This window comes from Sphingomonas sp. Leaf22 (assembly GCF_001421715.1).
Taxonomy (GTDB): domain Bacteria; phylum Pseudomonadota; class Alphaproteobacteria; order Sphingomonadales; family Sphingomonadaceae; genus Sphingomonas.
The window spans coordinates 13,086-35,737 of the sequence record NZ_LMKP01000014.1 but is presented as its reverse complement, the minus strand read 5'-3'; the positions used below and the strand labels follow the sequence as shown (position 1 = coordinate 35,737).

The 22,652-nt window shown below is 66.2% G+C and carries 10 protein-coding genes; 5 read left to right on the top strand and 5 right to left on the bottom strand.

Annotated elements, in window-relative coordinates; genetic code table 11:
• Window positions 1–26: 26 nt before the first annotated feature.
• From ASE70_RS09040 to ASE70_RS09025, 4 genes are all read right to left on the bottom strand, one after another.
• Window positions 27–536 carry a hypothetical protein gene (locus tag ASE70_RS09040; RefSeq protein WP_156356106.1) on the bottom strand — a complete coding sequence of 170 codons (510 nt, stop codon included), beginning with the start codon at window positions 534–536 and terminating at the stop codon, window positions 27–29.
• Between the two features lie 533 nt (window positions 537–1,069).
• The gene (locus ASE70_RS09035) at window positions 1,070–1,837 is read right to left on the bottom strand and encodes an NIPSNAP family protein (protein ID WP_162235951.1); all 768 of its coding nucleotides are present in this window, start codon (window positions 1,835–1,837) and stop codon (window positions 1,070–1,072) included.
• Window positions 1,838–1,946: 109 nt separating this feature from the next.
• Window positions 1,947–2,336 carry a type II toxin-antitoxin system VapC family toxin gene (locus ASE70_RS09030; protein WP_056503756.1) on the bottom strand — a complete coding sequence of 130 codons (390 nt, stop codon included), beginning with the start codon at window positions 2,334–2,336 and terminating at the stop codon, window positions 1,947–1,949.
• The gene (locus tag ASE70_RS09025) at window positions 2,333–2,575 is read right to left on the bottom strand and encodes an AbrB/MazE/SpoVT family DNA-binding domain-containing protein (protein ID WP_056503808.1); all 243 of its coding nucleotides are present in this window, start codon (window positions 2,573–2,575) and stop codon (window positions 2,333–2,335) included. The genes ASE70_RS09030 and ASE70_RS09025 overlap by 4 nt, the downstream gene beginning before the upstream one ends.
• A gap of 234 nt (window positions 2,576–2,809) precedes the next feature.
• On the opposite strand from ASE70_RS09025, the gene ASE70_RS09020 reads away from it, so the two are divergent.
• The 4 genes from ASE70_RS09020 (at window position 2,810) to ASE70_RS09005 (ending at window position 5,024) form a co-directional block, all read left to right on the top strand.
• The gene (locus ASE70_RS09020) at window positions 2,810–3,430 is read left to right on the top strand and encodes a recombinase family protein (RefSeq protein ID WP_082450905.1); all 621 of its coding nucleotides are present in this window, start codon (window positions 2,810–2,812) and stop codon (window positions 3,428–3,430) included.
• A gap of 318 nt (window positions 3,431–3,748) precedes the next feature.
• Entirely contained in the window at window positions 3,749–4,165 is a 417-nt protein-coding gene (vapB, locus tag ASE70_RS20885; protein ID WP_082449753.1) for a type II toxin-antitoxin system VapB family antitoxin, read from the top strand.
• An 11-nt stretch (window positions 4,166–4,176) separates the two neighbouring features.
• On the top strand, window positions 4,177–4,572 hold the full coding sequence (gene vapC / locus ASE70_RS09010) for a type II toxin-antitoxin system tRNA(fMet)-specific endonuclease VapC (RefSeq protein ID WP_321163782.1): 396 nt from the start codon (window positions 4,177–4,179) through the stop codon (window positions 4,570–4,572).
• 41 nt (window positions 4,573–4,613) lie between these two features.
• Complete coding sequence (locus ASE70_RS09005) at window positions 4,614–5,024, top strand: hypothetical protein (protein WP_056503754.1); 411 nt, start codon at window positions 4,614–4,616, stop codon at window positions 5,022–5,024.
• A 396-nt stretch (window positions 5,025–5,420) separates the two neighbouring features.
• On the opposite strand, the gene ASE70_RS09000 is transcribed toward ASE70_RS09005, so the two are convergent.
• A complete protein-coding gene (locus tag ASE70_RS09000; RefSeq protein ID WP_235519709.1) occupies window positions 5,421–6,623 on the bottom strand; it encodes a glycosyltransferase family 4 protein in 1,203 nt (400 codons plus the stop codon).
• A gap of 201 nt (window positions 6,624–6,824) precedes the next feature.
• Here ASE70_RS09000 and ASE70_RS20880 point away from each other — a divergent pair, with 201 nt between their 5' ends.
• A complete protein-coding gene (locus tag ASE70_RS20880) occupies window positions 6,825–22,649 on the top strand; it encodes a calcium-binding protein (protein ID WP_268795544.1) in 15,825 nt (5,274 codons plus the stop codon).
• Window positions 22,650–22,652 lie beyond the last annotated feature (3 nt).

The window sequence follows — 22,652 nt, the reverse complement described above, 5'->3', positions numbered from 1 at the left end:
CGTCGCGCCGACCCGGTTGCCGATGCTCAGAAGCGTGCTGGCATCACGGATGGCGGTGCCGCTGTCCCTTCGATCAGGCCTTCATTGGTGATGCTGACACTGATGCTGCCGAAGGGGTTGTTGAATAACTGGCGGCTTACCAGTGCTTGCCCGCCCGTGATCGTCCCTCGTGCACCAATCGATATGGTGGCGTTCGCCCACGGATAATAGGTCTGCAGTCCCGGGGGGCAGACGATCGGCGAGGCACCGGCATAGGGATCGCACGGCGCCAGATACGGCTCTCCGTTGGTAACCAGGAAGCCGGTCCGGTTTTCGCCATCGACCCGGCCGTTGATCGTGAAGGTCGCGCTCTGCGACCGGGTATCGATGGCGGCGTCGAACCCGCCGCGTACGATCGCATTCTCCTGCACGACGACGCGGACGCCATAGTCATCGGCGATCAGCCCGCCATTTTCGGTGCCCGTGCAGTTGGTTGTCGTCGACGAGCTTACCGGCTTGGGCGAACATTGCGCGTTCGCCGCAGACGATGCCGCCATCGCAACGATGCTCGTACCGATCGCGAACGACCACCGGCGCAAACGCACCGAACCATGGCGTACCATCCAGAAATCCCCCCTAATGCGGCCCCCGTGCCGGAAAGCCTGCTTATGTGATGGCAGGTGAAACGTCCAGTCAGGTCCCGCTAACCGTCCTTAGCCGACAATATCCTTTCAGCCTTATTCCGCACCTGCACTGCGACAACATTTCAATAGTGAGATATTGATTGAGGGCTAGTCAGCTATGGTTAGCGGCAGAAGTAACCAAACTGTGTACAGTCGAGCGAACCGGTTGCTGTTGCTGCGGTCGAGTGGCGTATTGTCATGTTCACGATACGGATATTACTGGGAATGATGGTTGATGACGAACCATGTGATCGAGAACTCTATCGGAGCCGTGTCCAGCGGCACCATTTTCCGTCCCGAAGGGCAGCGTGCTATCGACTTCGTATGGCACGACCCGGTGAAGCGGGGCTGATCGCCGGTCTTGACGTGTGTCGCTGTCGGCAGGGACGGCACAGTGCCGCGATCCATCAAATCTGCGAATAGCGCGTCGGATTGAGGATCTGGTTGTCGATGTCCGTTACCGTCTCGGCAAGGCCGGGCATGGCGATCAGTCGCTGCCATGCCGGGTCCGCGCCGAACGCCTTCCAGCTCCGCTCGCGCGCCGCAAGATCGGGGAAGGTCAGCATATAGGTCAGGCTGGGCAGATGGGTGCCGGTCAGGTCCTGCGCGAAGAAGACCGGGGTGAGGCCGGTGCGGCGGAAGATGTCGACCTCGCCACCGGTATCGAACATGCCGATCTTGGTCGCACCCGCCTTCTCGCTATGGCTGTGATAGGTTCGCAGCTCGAAGATGCGTCCCTTGCCGGGGCCGGGCGCTTCGATGCGGGGAAATCCCCCGAACGCCCGCATCAGTTTCACCTCGAGCGCAACATAGGGCGGGCTGGCGAGGGGCGCGTCGGAATAGGCCGTGGCGGCCTGGGCATAGGCCGGATCGGCGGCCAGTTTGCCGGGGAGTTCCAGAAAGGCGGCGATCGAGGGGTGGGGGATCAGCAGCTGGACGTTGGCGCTGCCCATGCCGATCGCCGTGGTGAAGGCGCCGATGGGCCCGCATCCGGCACGGCGCGCGGCGGGAAGGAAGGCACGTTCCAGATACCCGTCCAGTCGCTCCTTCATCGATCCAACCAACCGGTAGGTGCGAAGCTCGTAGAGTTCGGGGCCGCCTCCGGCCGTCCGCGATTGCGCGCCGGCACCGGTGCCGGCCAATGCTACGCCACCGACCGCGGCGGCGGCGAGCATGGAACGTCGATCGATCGCGTGCGGCATGAAGACCTCATCCAATGGAAGGTCGCCAACGGAGCCGATGTAAAACTCCCCGTCAATCAAAAGGGTTAGCGTCGTGCCCCCCTCAACGGATAGCGACGACCTTCACGCCGACGGCATCGGCGATGTCGCGCCATGTGCGGTCGGCGGTCCAGGCGGGCAGTTTCTTGCGCCGAGCCAGTGCGAGGCAGAAGCGATCGCCAAGCGACAGGCCCGCCTCGACCGTCACGCCGCGCAACCGGCCCGCGTCCCAGCATAGTCCGGCATCGGCATCGATCAGCCTGATCGGCAGCGGTCGGAGCATCGACGTCACGACGTCATCCGGCATGCCGAGTTTCGAATAATGCGATGCGACCTCGGCCATGTTGACGACGGACATGCACGCATCGCCGAGTACATCCTCGACCTTCTTGCCACCCGCTTCGCCCCGGAGCAGCGCCAGCAGCGCCGACGCATCGAGGATCATCGCACTCACGCGCCGCTCTCGGTCATGCGGTTGGCAAGAAAGTCATTGACGCTGCTGCCGTCTACCTTGTCATATTGCTTCGCCAGTGATCTGGCATGTGCCACAATCTGTTCCGCGGTGCGCAGGATGACGCCGTCCGGCGTTTCGTCGACATAAACCGCTCCTCCGTTTGTTAGCCCCAAGCGCTTGCGGATGTCGGCAGGCAGGCTCATACGTCCAGTGGCAGTTATTGCGACTTGCAGCGTCATAACGTTATCCAGATCGAAAATGTGCCACAAGATAGCATATGAACCATAATGGAGAAAGAATGACATACGGGTCTTGAAATGGCAAGATGCGTGTTCGGCGTATGTATAATAAGGGTATACCCTGATACCACGCCACTCCTGTAACGCTCCACCCGTCCGATCAGGGTCGATTGCAGGCAAGTTGAACATTTGCCGCCAAGGGTCTAGACCGCGATCGAACAGAAAGGGGGGAATATGGCCCTGTTCGGCTATGCCCGCGTGTCGACCGACGATCAGGACCTTGGCATCCAGCAAGCGGCGCTGCGCGCGGCGGGGTGTCAGACGGTCCGCTCGGAAAAGAAGTCGGGGTCGTCGCGCGCTGCGCGCAGCGAGTTGCAGATCCTGCTCGACTTCCTGCGCGACGGCGACACACTGGTCGTGACGCGGATCGACCGGCTCGCGCGGTCGATGAAGGATCTGCAGGATATCGTCCATGAGCTGAAGGGACGGGGAATCACGCTGAAGGCGACCGAGCAGCCGATCGATACCGGCACGGCGGCGGGCAAGGCGTTTCTCGACATGCTCGGCGTCTTTGCCGAATTCGAAACGAACCTGCGCCGTGAACGCCAGGCGGAGGGGATCGCCGCGGCCAAGGCGCGCGGCGTCTACAAGGGCGGCAAGCCCCGCATCGATCCGGAAGCGGTGCGCAGCCGTGCGGCACAGGGAATGCGCCCGGCGCATATCGCCCGCGAACTGGGGATTTCGCGCGGCACGGTCTATCGGTTCCTGCCTGTGGCTGCTCTCGGACCAAACGGTGCCTTGCCACCGGAATCCGCTCTACTGCATAGCACTGTTACCAATGCCGATCCGTCCTGAGCATGTTTTTTATACCCGATCGATTGGCAGCATATCTCCAACTTCGTTCGGTTTGCCCGTGCCAAAGGGTGCTGCGAGCATTGCGGTCGGAGACATCTGAAGCGCGTCTTCCATATGGGCGATGGACGATGGTGGAACGCCGAACGCCGGTATTGGCGGAATGGGCAGGGCAGGCGTCCGCACAGCAGCCTCGGCGGCATGGTACCCCGCCGAGTTCAGCCGATGGCTGTACGGACTCGATCGCGTCTTCAGCCGTGCCGAGCGGGGTTAATTGCTGGTCGAGGTACGCAACTGCCGTCATCTGCTGGCGATGGGCGCATGGTGGCCAGGCCCAACGGGCCGCGCCTCGATCCGGCGTTGCTGCCGCTTAAAGCACTCGAGCGCCTCATCCAGTGCCACCCCGACAGCGCGCTGGCTGATGCGCTGCATGTCGATTCGACGTATCGCCCCCGTGCAAAGTTGTATATCCCAGCGACATATCCAAATAGCGACGGTCTAGAAGGAGTGCGTCAGTTGACCCGGACCAACCTGTTCCAATCCAATCGTTCGCAGGCCGTCCGTCTGCCCAAGGATGTGGCGTTTCCCGAGGGTGTCCGCGAGGTCGCCATCCTGCGTGACGGAGACAGGCGTGTAATCGTGCCGGCGGACCGCCAGTGGGACGACTTCTTCGCTGCGTCTGGGATCGATATCGACGAGAACAAGCAGCCGGAAGCGCAGGTACGAGAGTCGTTCTGATGCTTCGCTACATGCTCGACACGAACCTGTGCATCCGGGTGCTGCGCGATCGGCCACAGACGATCCGGGAGCGGTTCAATGCCGAGGCCGATGGCCTGTGCATATCCAGTATCGTGCTGTTCGAGCTCCTCTACGGGGCTGCCAAATCCGCGCGCCCGATCGAGAACCGCAGCGAGGTCGAACGTTTCGCGAGCCGTTTGGACGTGCTGCCCTTCGACGACGATGCGGCAGCCCATGCCGGTGACATTCGCGCCGTTCTGGCGAGACAGGGGCGGATGATCGGTAGCTACGACCTGCTGATCGCGGGACATGCCCGCAGTCGGGGGCTGGTCGTTGTCACCGGCAACCTCGGCGAATTCGAACGGGTAGAAGGACTACGCTGCGAGGACTGGCTTCCTGCCCACTGAGCTGTTGCAGGGGAGAAGAGGGGGAGGGGTGGAGGTACACCGTGGTCCTGTCGCTGACGCTCGACGAGAACAAGGTCCAGCTCATCTGCATGCGCATCCTCGCGTGGTTCTGGGACTGGGTTGGGTTCGATCAGACAAAGGCGGTCGACCTGCTGATGCCCGATGGTTCATGCCAACGCACCGTCATGGGCATGGTCCCCCATGTCGGTGAGGTCATCCGCGCGTGGAACAAGGCGACCCGCGGCCTCGTCGGTTCGCTGCTGATGGCCACCTTCGCCACCGTTCCGCTCGCCATCTGGTTCGTCGATTACTCGAAGCGGCGCGGGCGCGACATTCTCGCCGAACGCCACGAACGCGGGGCGGCGCTGGTCGAGCGCGACGTGCTGCGCAAGGAGCTTGGCGGCTACAACCGCGCCCAGTTCCTGAAGGAAGCCCGCGACCGCCACGCCTGACCGAAAAGCAGGTCGATATCTTCACCCGGAAGGCGCTTGCCGCAGCCGGACTGCCCCATTCCGTATCGGATCGAGCAGGCCCACACGACACTCATCGGGACCTTGCCCACCACCGTCATATTGTCGCGTTGCGCGATGCCGGAATGTGTGTTGCTCGAACCGCGGAACTGGCAGGACGCAGCATTGCGCAGGTCAAGCGCGTGACGGCGCTGCACCGCCAACGACTTGCTGGAACAGCGACCTCCAACCTTGCCGCGGCAGGAGTCCGTCTGACGGTGTTGTTCCCGGCGCGCTACAGGCGTGCGAACGGACGGTGATCGATGGGGTAACCATCCAGACCCAAGGGATGGTTCGAAGCGATGGCGAAACGCTCCTTCGCATGTTTCCAGACAGACGCTACACCGACACCCCGGTCAGTTGCTCGACCAGCTGCATCTGGCGCGGCAGGCAGACCGACAGCCCGCAGCGGCCGACGGCGGTCGCCCGGGCTGCCTTGCGCAGGCGCAGGTGATCGCTGCGGTCGGCGAGGGTGGCGATGATCCGGTCGGCGATGGCGGCGGGGTCGTGGAAGGGGACCAGATGGCCGTTGATGCCGGGTTCGAGAAATTCGAGCACCGGCGCGGTATCCGATGCGACCATGACGCAGCCGGTCGCCATCGCCTCGACGAACGACCATGACAGCACGAACGGTACGGTCAGATAGGTGTGGACGCTGGAGACGCGCAGCAGCGACAGATAGTTCGCATAGGACAGCTTGCCGGTGAAATGGACGCGATCGGCGAACGGACCGGTGGTCAGCGGCACCTCCAGCTCCATCTGCTCGCGCCACGACCGCCCTTCGGGGGCGGGCGCGCCATAGCTGACCTGATCGCCGCCGGTAATGACGACCTGCGCCTCGGGCCGGGCGGTCAGGATGGCCGGTAGCGCGCGGATGAACGACGGATACCCGCGATAGGGTTCGAGGTTGCGCGCGACATAGGTGATGACCTCGTCCTGCCGCGACAGCGTGCGCCCGTCGGGCAGGCGAAAGCGCGCCGCCGGATCGGGCTTCACCACATCGGTCTCCACCCCGTCGAAGATGGTGCGGATGCGGGGCTGGTAGATGTCGGGGTGGCGGCTGCGCTGCCATTCGGTCGGTGCGATGCCGGCATCGGCCATGTCGAGGCTGAGCAGCAGATGCGCGTTGCGCGCCCGCGTGCGACACACGGTGTCGAGATCGGCGGGCTGCGCCGGATCGAAACCGACATCGGCCCCGGCCCCGTGATAATAGAATTCGGCATAGCTGAGGATGACGGCGCGCGGAAACACGTCGCGCACGAACATCATCTCGCCCCAGCCCGGATGGCCGATGACGATCGTCGGCACGAAGCCTTCGCGTTTCAGCTGGAGCAGCGTGCGCGCGACCTGCTGCCCGTAACGGACGCTGGCTTCGTACAGGCGGACATAATGATGGGTGGTCGGATTGGCCGGACGCGGCGCTTCGTAACCGACACAGCGGACGCCGGGAATATCGACGCCTTTGCCACGGGTTACGAAGACGACGCGATGTTTTCCCGATGCCGCCAGCGCGGGCGCAAGGTTCTTGAACTGCGCCGGCATGTTCTGGTGGATAAATAATATGTCCAACCGCAATACTCCATTCGGGGTAGGTGCGAATATTCAGAATGTGTCCTGTCAATAGACTGGTAAAACTATTGAGTATTTACGTTCAAGTAACCATTGTGTCGCGCATTTCCGACAATGGGTCGGATGGTTGATGACGATGGCGGGGGGCGCGCCGTCGGACGTGGGGGATGGCAGATGGCGAATTATAGCGGCACCACCGGTGGCGACAATTACTCGGGCACCGCCACGGACGACAGCATCGCCGGCAATGGCGGCAACGATACGCTGTACGGCAATGCCGGCAACGACAGCATCGATGGCGGCGACGGCAACGACGTGCTGTACGGCAATGACGGCAACGACACCGTGCGCGGCGGGGCGGGCGACGATGTCATCGAGGATTATCGTGGCAGCAACGTCCTCGACGGCGGCACCGGCAACGACACGTTCAACGGCATCGGCTATATGGACGGTGGCAGCACCGGCGGTGCCGACACGATCACCACCGGCGCGGGTCGCGACACGCTGCGCGTCGATGGCTATGGCGTCCGCAATTTCCCGCTGAGCTTCCTCGCCGACACCGTCACCGACTTCACCACCGGCGCGTCGGGCGACGTCATCGACCTGTCCGAGGTCGTCAACGACCTGATCGGCTATAGCGCGGGCACCAACCCGTTCCTCACCGGCTTCCTGTCGGCGGTGCAGTCGGGCAGCGACACGCTGATCCGCATCGATATCGACGCCAGCGCCACCGCGCACAGCATCAAGACGCTGCTGGTGCTGAAAAACGTCACCGCCACCGCGCTGGTCGCGAGCAATTTCGTGCCGAGCTGGAGCCCGACCGGCGTGGGCGAGACGATCACCGGCACCCCGCTGGCCGATACGCTGACCGGTACCGATTCCAACGACCTGATCGATGGCGGGGCCTTTGCCGACCGGATCGACGGCGGCGGCGGCAACGACACGATCCGGGGCGGATCGATGGGCGACACGCTGATCGGCGGATATGGCAATGACTCGATCGATGGCGGCGACGGGCGTGATTCGATCCTTGGCGGGGCCGGCAACGACACGCTGATCGGCGGTGCAGGCGACGACATCTTCGAGGACAATGCCGGCGCGAACCTCATCAATGCCGGGGCGGGCGACGACGAGATCCGCTTCGTCGGCAGCGGCCGCAACGAGGCGGGTGGCGCGGACACGATCACACTGGGCGCGGGCAATGATACGCTGACGATCGACGGCTATGGCCTCTATGCGTATCCGTCGAACCAGCACACCGACATCGTCACCGACTTCGTGGCCGGCAGCACCGAGAACCGTGACGTCATCGACCTGAACGACGTCACCTCCTATCTGTCGGGCTGGGATTCGAGCAGCAATCCGTTCGCGACCGGATTTCTGCGGCTGCTGCAGTCGGGCAGCAACACGCTGTTGCAGGTTGACCGCGACGGCGCTGGTACCGGCTATGGCTGGGTATCGGTACTGCAACTGAACGGCGTGACCGCGACCGCGATGACCGCCGCCAATTTCATCGGCTATGCGCCCGCCGACAAGGGCTATGTCCTGACCGGCGGCGAAGGGCGCGACGTGCTGAACGGGTCGCTGGTCGCCGATACCCTGTCGGGCGGCGTCGGCGACGACGTGCTGGACGGCAATGCGGGCAATGACAGCCTCGATGGCGGGGCCGGCAACGACACGCTCTCTGGCGATATCGGCAACGATACGGTCGCGGGCGGCGACGGCAACGACACGCTCTACGGCAATGCCGGCAACGACAGTCTGACCGGCGGCGCGGGCAACGACTTTTTTCAGGATTATGAGGGCAACAATACGCTGCTGGGCGGCGATGGTGACGACCGGTTCGACTATGTCGGCTATGGTGGCGGCACCGACCGTTTCGTCGGCGGGGCGGGGCGCGATACGTTCCAGACCTATTATTACTATGCCGGGCAGGGCGCGGACACGATCGCCGGGTTCGAAGGCGGCGCGAACGGCGACGTCGTCGACGGCTACTGGAACTTCTCGAACCTCGCCACCGGCGCGAACCCGTTCACGACCGGGCATCTGCGGCTGATCGCCAGCGGCGGCAACACCCTGCTCCAGATCGACCAGGATGGCGGTGCCAACAACTGGGCGACGTGGCTGACCTTCGAAGGGATCGCGCCCGCGGCCTTTACCCGCGACAATTTCACGCTGGGCTATGCGCCGAATGCGCAGGGGCTGGTGCTGACCGGCAGCGCGCTGGCGCAGGAGATCAACGGCACCAACGACGGCGATACCATCACCGGGCTGGGCGGTAACGATACGCTGAGCGGCAATTACGGCGCGGACAGCATCGACGGCGGCACCGGCGACGACAGCCTGTATGGCGGCGGGCAGAACGACGCGCTGCTGGGCGGCGACGGCAACGACTATCTGAACGGCAATGAAGGCGACGACGACGTCGAGGGCGGTTCGGGCGACGATCGGCTGTATGGCGAAGGCGGCAACGATACGCTGGCCGGCGATGCGGGCAACGACTATATCGATGGCGGCGACGGCAACGACAGCCTGATCGGCGGCGATGGCGACGACACGATCGAGGCGGTGTACGGCAACGACACGGTGGTCGCGGGTGCAGGCAACGACAGCGTGCGGGGCGGCTATTACAGCTATGCCGGCAACGCGACGGTCGATCTGGGCGACGGCGACGACACGTTCAGCAGCGAAGTCGGCTATGGCGGGTCGGTCGATACCGTGACCGGCGGGACCGGGCGCGATACCTATATCCTGTCGGCCTATCCGACGACGACCGCCAACCTGACCGTCATCACCGATTTCGCGACCGGCGCGGGTGGCGACCGGCTCCAGATCGAAACCGATTATTTCTACAATTGGGACCCGTCGACCAACCCGTTCACCGCCGGCTATCTGCGCTTCACCACCGAGAGCGGCGTGGTCGTGCTACAGATCGACAACGACGCCGCTGCCACCGGCTATGCGTGGCGGACGATCGCCCGGTTCGCAGGAGTGACGAACCCGGCCGCCTTCACCGCCGATAATTTCACGACATGGTACCGCCCGGGCTTTGCCGGTGCGACCCTGACCGGCGATGCCAACAACCAGCGGATCGAGGGCACGCCGATGGGCGACACCCTCTCCGGGCTGGGCGGTGATGACTCGCTCTATGGCGGCACCGGCAACGACAGCATCGATGGCGGCACCGGCAACGACTATCTCGACGGTGGCGAGGGTAACGACACGCTGGTCGGCGGGGCCGGCAACGACACGCTGATCGGACAGGGCGGCAACGACAGCCTGTCCGGCGGCGACGGCGACGACGCCTTCAGCAGCTATGAATATGGTAACGACACCTTCGACGGCGGGGCCGGGGACGACAATTTCGGTCTTTCGTACGGCGATGACAGCTTCATCGGCGGCGATGGCGACGACAGTTTCGGCGACTATACCGGCGCAGATACGTCCATCGGCGGCGCGGGCGACGACCGCTTCGACTATGTCGGCTATTATCAGGGCAATGACAGCTATAGCGGCGGCACCGGGCGCGATCGCTACAACCTCTATTACCTGTTCAACCAGACGCCGATCGTCAGCACGATCACCGACTTCGCCACCGGCAGCGGCGGTGACCTGATCGTCCTCGATCAGGCCGGGCTGTCGCTCGGCGGCGAGCAGATGGATGCGACCAAGCTGATCTCGGGTGGCTGGATGCGGCTGCGCCAGGTCGGCAGCGATACCGCGGTCGATTTCGACCAGAATGGCGGCGGCGACAATTTCCAGCAATATCTGTTGCTCAAGAACGTCACCGCGACCGCGCTGACCCCCGACAATTTCACCCCCGACCTGCGCTCGACCGGCGTCGCCGCGACGCAGAGCGGCACGGCCGGCGCGGACAGCTTTACCGGTGCCGGCTACGACAATTATTCGGGCCTCGCCGGCAACGATACCATCAACGGCGCGCAGGGTGCTGACACGCTGTACGGCAATGACGGCGCGGATTCGATCAGCGGCGGTGAACGCAGCGACCAGTTGTTCGGTGGCGCTGGCAACGACACGCTCGACGGCGGCGACGATAACGACGCGCTCTATGGCGAGGGTGACAACGACCTGCTGTCGGGCGGGGCAGGCGACGATTATCTGGACGGTGGTGCCGGTCTCGATACGCTGATCGGCGGCAGTGGCGACGATAATCTGTCGGGCAATAGCGAGGCCGACAGTCTCGATGGCGGCAGCGGCAACGATACGCTGGATGGCGGTGCCGGCAACGACACGCTGTCGGGTGGCGACGGCAACGACCGGTTCCAAGACTATCAGGGCGCCAACAGCATCACCGGCGGGGCTGGCGACGATTATTTCCGCTATGTCGGCTATAGCGGTGCCACCGACACGCTGACCGGTGGTGACGGGCGCGATACCTATGAACTGACGTCGGTTTCGCCCGGCAGCGTGACCGCCGATCGGATCACCGATTTCGCGGTCGGGGCCGATGGCGATGTCGTCTCGCTGGCGTCGATCGGCAGCTATTGGACCGGCTATGTCGCCGGCAGCAATCCGTTCGCGACGGGCTATCTGCGACTGGTGGTCAGCGGCAGCGACCGGGTGTTGCAGGTCGACTGGAACGGCGCGACCGGCGGGGCGACCTGGGTCGACCTCATCACCTTCGCCGGCAAGGCGGGCGCGACCTTTACCCGCGACAATTTCGTCATCGGCGATGTACGTATCGATCCGGCCGGGGTCGGTCAGACCGTTACCGGATCGGCGCAGGACGATCGCATCGCCGGAACGGCCGATGCCGACAGTGTGACCGGCGGGTTGGGCGACGACACGATCGACGGCAATGGCGGGCATGATTCCGTCGCGGGCGGCGATGGCGACGACCTGCTCTACGGCGAACAGGGCAACGACACGCTGTCGGGCGATGCCGGCAACGACAATGTGCAAGGCGGGATCGGCAACGACAGCCTGACCGGTGGCGAGGGGAACGACAACCTCAGCGGGCAGGAGGATAACGACACCCTCGCCGGCGGTGCCGGCAACGATGCGCTGTCCGGCGGCAGCGGCAACGATCAGGTCGATGGCGGCACCGGCAACGACACGATCACCGGCGACGACGGCAACGACACGCTGCTGGGCGGCGACGGCAACGACCTGTTCCGCGATTATACCGGTGCCGACAGCATCGATGGCGGGGCCGGCGACGACCGGTTCGAATATCTCGGCTACAATACCGGCGCGGACACCATCACCGGCGGTGCCGGCCGCGACAGCTATGTCTTCTATCCTTATGGGCAACAGGTCCAGACGACCATCACCGACTTCGCGACCGGGGTCGACGGTGACGTCGTCGATGTGGCGCAATTGCTCGGCCAGCTTCAGAATTACACCGGCACGGTCAATCCATGGACCGACGGGCATTTCCGCCTGACCGCCGATGGTGGCACCGATACGCTGCTGCAATGGGACCGCGACGGCGGCGGCAATGCGTGGACGACGCTGATCCGGTTCCAGAACGTCCTGCCCGCCGCCTTCCAGACCGCGAACTTTACCGGTGGCTGGAGCATCGATGGTGCGGGCCAGTTGCAGCAGGGCAGCGACGGCGACGACCGGGTCACCGGGTCGAACGACCGCGATACGCTGATTGGTGGCCTCGGCGACGATACGCTGAACGGCGGCAACGGCAATGACAGCATCGTCGGCGGGGCCGGCAACGACAATCTGACCGGGGATGGCGGGAACGACACCATCGTCGGCGATGCCGGAAACGACACGATCGATGGCGGCGATGGCAATGACAGCCTCAGCGGCGGGCTTGGCGACGACACGATCGAGGGTAGCGGGGGGAACGATACGATCAGCGGCGGGGCGGGTAACGACCGGCTGTCCGACTATGGTGGTACGAACGTCATCGATGGCGGCGATGGCGATGACCTGTTCTACAATATCGGCTCGTGGCAGGGGCAAGCCGTCACGAACACGCTGACGGGTGGTCTCGGGCGCGATACGTACGACTTCTACGAATACTCGATCCGCTATCCGGTTGCGGGTTCGGGCATAACGACGATTACCGACTTCACCGCCGGTACCGGTGGCGACGTCATCAACCTCGGCACCAGCTACATGTCCGGCGTCGATGGCGGCAATCCGTTCGAAACCGGCCATATGCGGTTGTTGCAGGACGGTGCCGACACGCTGTTGCAGGTCGATCATGACGGCACCGCCGCCACGCTTGGCTGGCAGACGGTCGCGCGGTTGCAGAATGTCGTCGCGACGGCGCTGAACTACGACAATTTCGCGAATGGCGTCGGTCCGGTCGGCGTTACCCGCACCGGTACCCAGCTTGGCGACGATATCGATGGTACCAACAGCCCCGACCGGATCGAGGGGCTGGGCGGCGACGACACGATCGACGGTGGCATGGGCCGCGACACGATCCTCGGCGGTGCCGGCCGCGACCGGATCGATGGCGGACAGGGCGATGACAGCCTGTCGGGCGGCGACGGCAACGACTGGTTCAACGACCAATATGGCCAGAACACCGTATCGGGTGGCGATGGCGACGATACGTTCAGCTATGTCCGCGGCGTCGTGTCGGGTGATGCCGGCGACGATGTTTTCGACAATGTCGGCTATGACACTGTCGTCGACACGCTCGATGGCGGTGCCGGGCAGGACGTGTTCCGCCTGAACGGCTATTATCTGCGCTATGGCGACGGCACCGCCGACGTCATCCAGAATTTCACCGCAGGGGCGGGCGGCGACGTGCTCGACGTGTCGAACGTCGTGGCCTATTTCAGCAACTTCACCGCCGGGCAGAACCCGTTCCTGACCGGGCATATGCGCCTGTTGGGCGCGGCGGGCGAACTGTTCCTGCAGGTCGATTTTGATGCCGCCGGCACCGCCACGGGCTGGAAGACGGTCGCGGTCCTGCGCAATATGGACACGTCGGTGTCCGAGGAACTGACGCTCTACAACTTCACGCCGTCGATCTCGCCCAGCGGCATCGGCCTGTTGATCCAGGGTAGCGAGGCGGCGGATTCGCTGCCGGGATCGAACTCGAACGACACGATCGAGGGGCTGGGGGGCAACGACACCATCGACGGCAATGGCGGCGACGATTCGATCTCGGGCGGGGCCGGCGACGACCGGATCGAGGGCGATACCGGCAACGACACGCTGCTGGGCGATGCCGGCAACGACACCATCACCGACCTGACCGGCACCAACCGGATCGAGGGTGGCGCGGGCAATGACTATCTGAGCGGCACCGGCACCCTGCTGGGCGGGGCGGACAACGACCAGCTCTTCGGGTCGGGATCGCTCGACGGCGGCGACGGCGACGACGCGATGTCGCTGTACAGCGGCACCGCGACGGGCGGTGCCGGCAACGACACGCTCGACGCGTCGTCGGCGGGTGCGGGCGTGCAGATGACCGGTGATGCCGGCAATGACAGCCTGCGCGGATCGGCGTCGGCCGACCGACTGGACGGCGGCGCGGACGCCGACACGATCGATGGCGGCGCGGGGGCCGATACGCTGCTCGGCGGTACCGGCGACGACCTGCTGTTCGCCGGTGCCGGTGCCGACAGCGTCGACGGCGGCAGCGGATCGGACGTGGTTCGCGTGGCCGGGCGGATGGCCGATTTCTCGATCACCGCCGGGGCCAATGGCACGACGATCCTGACCGACCTGCGCAGCGGCAGCCCATTCGGCACCGATACGCTGTCGGGGGTCGAGCTGCTCCAGTTCGACGACGACGAATATGCGCTGGTCAGCACGCCCGGCATCTTCTGGCAGGACAGCGCCGGCATCGACGATCGCATTCCCAATGCGACGCTGACCTCGGCCACGCTGGCCGGCGACGACACGCTCTATGGCAATTCGGGCTTCGACATCATCGATGCCGGCTTCGGCAATGACTCGGTGCGTGGCGGCGTCGGCAACGACGTGCTGTACGGCCAGTCGGGCCGCGACACGCTGGAGGGTGGCGAGGGCGACGACACGCTGTGGGGCGGGACGGGTCAGGACGTGCTCGACGGCGGCGACGATGCCGACTGGCTGTATGGCGATGCCGGGTCGGACACGTTGCGCGGCAGCACCGGCAACGACCGGTTGGAGGACAGCCTCGGCAGCAACCGCCTGTACGGGGATACCGGCAACGACACGCTGATCGGAACGGGCACGCTGGAAGGCGGCATCGGCAACGACGCGCTTTCGGGCAGCGGGCTGCTCGATGGCGGGGTCGGCAACGATGCGCTGTCGGGTGAGGGCACGCTGGTCGGGGGCGACGGCATCGACACGCTGTCGGGGTCGGGAACGCTGCTCGGCGGGATCGGCAACGACGCGATCAACATCGTGTCGGGCGCGGCCTATGGCGAGGCGGGCAACGACACCATCGCCACCGCTTGGCCGTGGACCGGCCCGGTCAGCATGGACGGCGGTGCGGGCGACGATCGCCTGATCGGCTTCTATGGCACGCGTGAGACGCTGCTGGGTGGCGATGGGTCCGACACGCTGTCGGGCGGGCGCTATCCGGGCGTGTCGGGCGATAACGACAGCCTCGACGGCGGGGCGGGCAACGACACGCTCGACGGCGGCGATGGCGACGACACGATCGTCGGTGGCGGCGATTACGACGTGGCGCTGTATAGCGGGACGCGCGCCTTCGCATCGGTGATCCGCGACGGCAATGGCGGCTATATCGTCGCCGACAACCGCGACGGGCGCGGCGTCGACGGCACCGACCAAATGCGCGGCATCACCACGCTGCGCTTCACCGACCTCGATTTCGACGTGACCGCCGCCAACACCGGCATCGTCGTCGCCGGCACGACCGCCGCCGACCGCCTGACCGGCACCGCGTTCGACGACAGCATCACCGGCGGCGACGGCAACGACACGATCGACGGCCTGGCCGGCAACGACCGGATCGTCGCCGGCACCGGCGCGGACAGCGTCGCGGGCAGCGCCGGCAACGACGTGCTCTATGGCGAGGCCGGGGTCGACACGATCGACGGCGGCATCGGGGCTGACTGGATTGATGGCGGTGCCGATGGCGACAGCATCGCCGGCGGCGACGGCAACGACACCATCGTCCAGAGCGCGGGGGCCGACACGATCGACGGCGGCGCGGGCGACGATCGCATCACCGACTATGACGACAACGGCAACATCCTGTCGGGCGGCGACGGCAACGACACGATCGGCGGCAACGGCACGCTGACCGGCGGCCTCGGCAACGACAGCATCAGCGGCAGCGGGCTGCTCGATGGCGAGGCCGGCAACGACACGCTGAGCGGATCGGGGCTGGTGCGCGGCGGCGACGGCAACGACGTCGTCTATGTGTCGAGCGGCAGTGGACAGGGCAATGACGGCAACGACACGCTGTCGGGCTATTATGCCAGCGACCTGCTGCTCGATGGCGGATCGGGCGCGGACTCGATCTCGGGCGGCAGCGGCAGCGACACGCTGCTGGGCGGTGCGGGCGACGACACCCTGTGGGGCGGCGGCGGGACCGATACCGTCTATGGCGGGTCGGGCTTCGACAAGCTGGTCTATACCGGCCGCCGGTCGGATTACAGCATCGTCAACAACAGCGACGGCAGCATCACCGTGCAGGACCTGCGCGGCGGCAGCCCCAACGGCACCGACCGGGTGTACGGCGTCGAGCTGCTCCAGTTCGACAGCGGTGACGAACAGACGCTGCCGGGCAGCAATGTCGGGCTGGTGCTGACCGGCACCGCGTTCGACGACATCCTGATCGGCGACAGCGGCAACGACACCATCACCGGCCTCGCCGGCAACGACCGTCTGGGCGGCGACGACGGCAACGACATCATCGATGCCGGGGCGGGCAACGACGTGGTGACCGGCGATTCCGGGTCGGACACGCTGACCGGCGGGACCGGCAACGACTATATCGACGGCGGCACCGGCACGGACTCCATCAGCGCGGGCGACGGCAACGACACCGTCTATGGCGGCCTTGGCGACGACACGATCGATGCCGGGGCGGACGCCGATTATGTCGAGGATCTGGGCGGGCTGAACCGCATCCTCGGCGGCACCGGCAACGACACGCTGAACGGCAACGGATCGCTCTATGGCGGCGATGGCGACGATCGGATCACCGGCAACCTCTATGCGACCGGGCTCCTGTCGGGCGATGCCGGCAACGACAGCCTCACCGGCTATGGCACGCTTGACGGCGGGATCGGTGCGGACCTGTTGCAGGTCGGGACCGGCGGTACCGGCACCGGCGGCGCGGGCAACGACACGCTGTCGGGCTGGTCGCCCACCGGCTATGACGGTGCGCAGACGCTGGACGGCGGGGCCGACAACGACGTCGTCTATGGCAATTGGGGGGCCGACAGCCTGATCGGCGGCACCGGCAACGACTGGCTGTCCGGCGGCGATGCCAGCGACACGCTGGTCGGCGGCGATGGCGAGGATACCGCCTCGTTCGAAATGGCGCGCGAGAGCGCCTCGGTCATCCGCGACGGCAATGGCGGCTATTTCGTCGTCGACAATCGCCGCGACGGCAACGACCTCGGCACCGATCGCCTGTCGGGCATCGAACGGGCGACCTTCACCAACGCCACCTTCGCCCTGTCGGCGGCGACGGCGGGCATGGTGTTCAACGGAACGGCGGGCAACGACACGCTGACCGGCACCGAACTGGACGATTCGATCAGCGGCGCGGGGCTGCCGGCCGGGGTCACCGCTCCGGCCAACGGCATCGACGATCCCGATCAGGACCGGGGCGACGACCGCCTGTTCGGTCTGGGCGGCAACGACCGCATCTTCGGCGGGCGCGGAGCCGACCTGCTCGACGGCGGCGTCGGCTATGACGTGCTCGACGGCGGGGCGGACAACGACACGCTGCTGGGCGGCAGCGACGACGACCAGCTGTTCGGCGGCGCGGGCAATGACAGCCTCGACGGCGGCATCGGCAACGACACCATCGATGGCGGCACCGGCAACGACCGGGCGCTCGGCGGCGATGGCGACGACGTCCTCACCGGCGGCGGCGGTACCGACGAACTGGTCGGCGGTGCCGGTCGCGACGCGCTCTATGGCGACGGCACCTTGAGCGGCGGCGAAGGCGACGACGTCCTGTCGGGCAGCGGCCAGTTGCTGGGCGAGGCCGGCAACGACACGATCACCATCGGATCGGGCAACGCGCTGGGCGGTGACGGTAACGATGCCATCTACGGCTACGGCATTTTGCGGGGCGAGGCGGGCAATGACGCGCTTGGCGTCCGGACCGGCGCGATCGGCTTTGGCGACGCTGGCAACGACACGCTCTACGGCACCGAACTCAGCGGGTATGACGGCGCGCAGACGCTCGACGGTGGCGAGGGCGACGACGTCATTTCCGGCAATTATGGTGAGGATTCGCTGCTCGGCGGCGGCGGTGCCGACTGGATCTCGGGCGGTGCCGGCAATGACGTTATCGACGGCGGCAGCGGCGGCGATTTCCTCGCCGGCAATGGCGGCAACGACACGATCGATGGCGGCGGGTCGGGCGCGCTGACCCCCGACATCGTCCGCTATTACGGCAATCGCAACGACTTCACCGTGACCGAGACGGGTGGCGTCGTCACCGTGACCGACAACCGCCCCGGATCGCCCGAGGGCACCGACACGCTGACCAATGTCCGCGTGCTGCGCTTCGACGATGCCGACTACATCGCAAAGGCCAATCCCGGCGTCTATCTGCGCGGCGGATCGGGCAACGACACGATCGGCGACATCACCACCGGTTCGTCGTCGGGCGTGGTCAACGTCACCAATCCGTCGGGGCCGCGCTTCGCCGGATCGGGCGACGACACGCTCGAGGGCCAAGGCGGCAATGACTCGATCCGCGGTCTGGCGGGCGAGGACAGCATCCTCGCCGGTGCGGGCAACGATAGCGTCGATGGCGGGACCGAAGCCGACCGCATCTATGGCGAGGCGGGCGACGACCTGCTCGACGGCGGCGACGACGACGATCTGATCGTCGGCGGCACCGGCAATGACTCGATCGTCGGCGGCACGGGCGAGGATATTCTGGCCGGCGGCGACCTGACCATCACCCAACCGGTCGATCCGGTGACCGGTTTGGCCGTAGGGGGGCCGGTGCTGGGCGTCGAGACGATCGGCGGCGGCAACGACACGCTGCGCGGCGGGGACGACGACGACAGCATCTATGGCGGATCGGGCCTCGACAGCCTGTCCGGCGATGCCGGCAACGACCTGATCTATGGCGGCATGGATGCCGACACGATTGACGGCGGCACCGGCGACGACGCGCTGTATGGTGAGGACGGCAACGACATCCTGACCGGCGGTTCGGGCGTCGATACGCTGTCGGGCGGTGCGGGCAACGACGCGCTGACCGGCTTCGGCATGCTGTCGGGCGATGCCGGCAACGATACGCTGACCGGCGGCGGCACGCTGTCGGGCGGCGAGGGGGCCGATATCCTGACCGCAGGCAGCGGCGACGACCTGCTCGACGGTGGCGACGGCGACGATACGCTGACCGCCGGCGAGGGCAGCGACACGCTGATCGGCGGGGCGGGTACCGACCGGGCGATCATCGGCGGCCAGCGTGCCAACTTCACCGTCGCGGCGGGCGATGGCGGCGTGTACGTCATCGACAATCGCGGCGGCGGCGGCACCGATTTCCTGACCGGCATGGAAACGATCCAGTTCGCCGATGTGACGCAAGGCGCGGTCGGCGGCAGCGTGCTGCACGGTGACGACGGTGCCAATGCGCTGACCGGCACCGCGCTCGACGACTATCTGCTCGGGGAATCGGGCAACGACACGCTGATCGGCGCGGCCGGCAACGACCGCATCTTCGGCTATAACGACGATGACTCGATCGCGGGCGGCAGCGGCAACGACGCGCTGTTCGCCGGGGCCGGCAACGATACGGTCGACGGCGGCGACAATGACGACCTGATCGACGGCTTCGACGGGGCCGACAGCCTGTTGGGCGGGACCGGCAACGATACCGTCACCGGCGGCTTCGGCAACGACACCATCGACGGCGGCACCGGCAACGACGTGCTGGCCGGCGATGCCAACCACGACAGCCTGTTGGGCGGCGCGGGCAGCGATACGCTGACCGGCGGATCGGGCGACGACACGCTCGACGGCGGGGCCGACAACGACGTGCTGAACGATGGCGACGGCGCCAACCGGATGGACGGCGGTGCCGGCAACGACACGCTGTCCGGGTCGGGCACGCTGCTCGGCGGTCTCGGCAACGATCAGCTGGGCGGAACCGCCGATGCGTGGCTCGACGGCGGGGCCGGCGACGACACGATCGGCGGCAGCGGCGCGAACCTCTATGGCGGCGACGGCAACGACCGCATCACCGGATCGTCGGGGGCGGACACGCTGACCGGCGGCGACGACAGCGGTGCCGATACGCTGGACGCCGGGGCCGGCAACGACGTGTTGCTGGGCGGTGCCGGCGACGACCGGTTGGTCGGCGGCGGCGGCAACGACCGGATCGACGGCGGCAATGGCAATGATATCGCCATCTATTCCTCGGTCCGCGCCGACTATACGATCACTCAGGAATCGCCGGGCGTGTTCCGCGTCGTCGACAATCGCGGCGGGCTTGGTCCCGATGGCGACGACACGATCACCGGCGTCGAACTGCTGCGCTTCACCGATCAGGATTTGGTGCCCAGCGACGGCAATACCGGCATCGTCTATGACGGCAACGACGCCCCCGACAATCGTACGGGTGGCGAGGGCGACGATACGTTGCGCGGCTTCGGCGGCAACGACACGCTGGACGGCGGGCCGGCGGGCAATGACAGCCTCGACGGCGGCAATGGCAACGACATCCTGATCGGCGGCACCGGCAACGACATCCTCGACGGCGGCGACGGCATCGACACGATGACCGGCGGCACCGGCAACGACCTGTACCGGGTCGAGGATACCGCCGATATGATCGTCGAGGCGGCGAGCGGCGGCATCGACACGGTCGAGGCCGATCTGCCCGGCGGATCGGTGGCGACGATCAGCACCTATTCGATCGCGTCGCTGACCAATGTCGAAAACCTGACCTATACCGGCGGCCTGCGCTTCGTCGGCACCGGCAATGCGCTGGCCAACGTCATCACCGGCGGCGCGCTGGCCGACACCCTGAGCGGCGGCGCGGGCAACGACACGCTGATCGGCGGCACGGGTGCGGATTCGATGATCGGCGGCACCGGCGACGACACCTATCTGGTCGATCTATCGACCGATATCGTCGTCGAATCGTCGGGCGGGGGTAACGATACGGTCCGCACCGCGCTCGGCAGCCTGACCATCGCCTCGTTCGCGAACGTCGAGAACCTCGTCTATACCGGTACCGCCGGCTTCGTCGGCACCGGCAACGCATCCAGCAACCGCATGACCGGGGGGGCGGGCAACGACACGCTCTCGGGCGGGTCGGGCAACGACACGCTCGACGGCGGTGCGGGCGTCGACCGTCTGGAGGGGGGATCGGGCAACGACACCTATCTCGTCGACACCACCACCGACACGCTGGTCGAACTGTCGGGCGGCGGCACCGATACCATCGTCACCGGCCTGTCGAGCTGGACGCTGGCGCTGTATTTCGAAGCGGTCACCTATACCGGTACCGCGGCGTTCACCGGCACCGGCAACGCCTCGGCCAACACCCTGACCGCCGGCAGCGGCAACGATACGTTGCGCGGCGGTGCCGGCGACGACAATCTCGTCGGCGGTGCGGGCAATGACTCGCTGGTAGGGGAGGGCGACGACGATACGCTCGACGGTGGTGCGGGTGACGATACGCTCGACGGCGGGTCGGGCAACGACGTCTATGTGCTCGACGGCAACGACCTGATCGTCGAGGCGGCGAATGGCGGCCGCGATACGGTGCGTACCGCTCGCAACGCCTACACGCTGGCCGCCAATTTCGAGAGTGTCGTGTTCACCGGCACCGGGGCGTTCACCGGCACCGGCAACGAACTGGCCAATGCCCTGACCGGCGGCAGCGGCAACGACCTGCTCTATGGCCTGGTCGGCAACGACACGCTGACCGGCGGGGCCGGGGCGGACACGATGGACGGCGGCAGCGGCAACGACACCTATTATGTCGACAACATCGCCGATGTGATCGTCGAGGCGGCCGGCGGCGGCACCGACACGATCGTCACCTCGCTCGCCAGCTTCACGCTCGCCGCCGATCTCGAAAGCCTGAGCTACAACGGCACCACCGGCTTCACCGGCATCGGCAACGACGTCGCCAATGCCCTGACCGGCGGGAAATATGCGGACTCGCTGACCGGCGGTGCCGGCAACGATACGCTCAGTGGCGGGGCCGGGGCCGACACGCTGACCGGCGGCACCGGCGACGACGGGTACGTGGTCGACAATATCGGCGACGTGATCGTCGAGGCGGTCGGCGAGGGGACCGACACGGTCACCACCTCGCTGGTCAGCTACACGCTGGGCGCGAATGTCGAGAAGCTCGTTTATTCGAGCAGCAAGGCGTTTTCCGGCACCGGCAACACCCTCGGCAACACGATCACGTCCGGCAGTGGTGCCGATGTGCTGCGCGGTCTCGACGGCAACGACACGCTGTCGTCGGGCAGCGGCAACGATACGCTGGAGGGCGGTACGGGCAGCGACGTGCTGACCGGCAGCACCGGCGGCGACGTGATGACCGGCGGTACGGGGGCGGATCGCTTCGTCTTCACCAGGGTGAGCGATTTCGGAACGGCCGATCTGCTCGACCGGATCACCGACTTCGTCGCGGCGGACGGCGATCGCATCGACCTCGCGACGATCGACCCGTCGAGCGCCAGCGGGAACCAGGCGTTCACCTTCATCGGCACCGCCGCGTTCACGACGACGACCCACACGACGTTCGAGCTACGCTATCAGACGGCGGCGGACGGCTATCTACTGGTGCAGGGTGACAGCAACCGGGACGGCGTCGCCGACTTCGCGTTCCTGGTGTATGCGACGTCGCTCGGCGCGGGCGATTTCGTGCTGTAGCGG

What these genes read in the sequence shown, in the direction of transcription:
- ASE70_RS09040 (WP_156356106.1), bottom strand. Translation starts at nt 536, where the DNA reads ATGGCGGCATCGTCTGCGGCGAACGCGCAATGTTCGCCCAAGCCGGTA.
- ASE70_RS09020 (WP_082450905.1), top strand. Translation starts at nt 2,810, where the DNA reads ATGGCCCTGTTCGGCTATGCCCGCGTGTCGACCGACGATCAGGACCTT.
- ASE70_RS09025 (WP_056503808.1), bottom strand. Translation starts at nt 2,575, where the DNA reads ATGACGCTGCAAGTCGCAATAACTGCCACTGGACGTATGAGCCTGCCT.
- ASE70_RS20880 (WP_268795544.1), top strand. Translation starts at nt 6,825, where the DNA reads ATGGCGAATTATAGCGGCACCACCGGTGGCGACAATTACTCGGGCACC.
- vapC (WP_321163782.1), top strand. Translation starts at nt 4,177, where the DNA reads ATGCTCGACACGAACCTGTGCATCCGGGTGCTGCGCGATCGGCCACAG.
- ASE70_RS09035 (WP_162235951.1), bottom strand. Translation starts at nt 1,837, where the DNA reads ATGCTCGCCGCCGCCGCGGTCGGTGGCGTAGCATTGGCCGGCACCGGT.
- vapB (WP_082449753.1), top strand. Translation starts at nt 3,749, where the DNA reads ATGGTGGCCAGGCCCAACGGGCCGCGCCTCGATCCGGCGTTGCTGCCG.
- ASE70_RS09000 (WP_235519709.1), bottom strand. Translation starts at nt 6,623, where the DNA reads ATGCCGGCGCAGTTCAAGAACCTTGCGCCCGCGCTGGCGGCATCGGGA.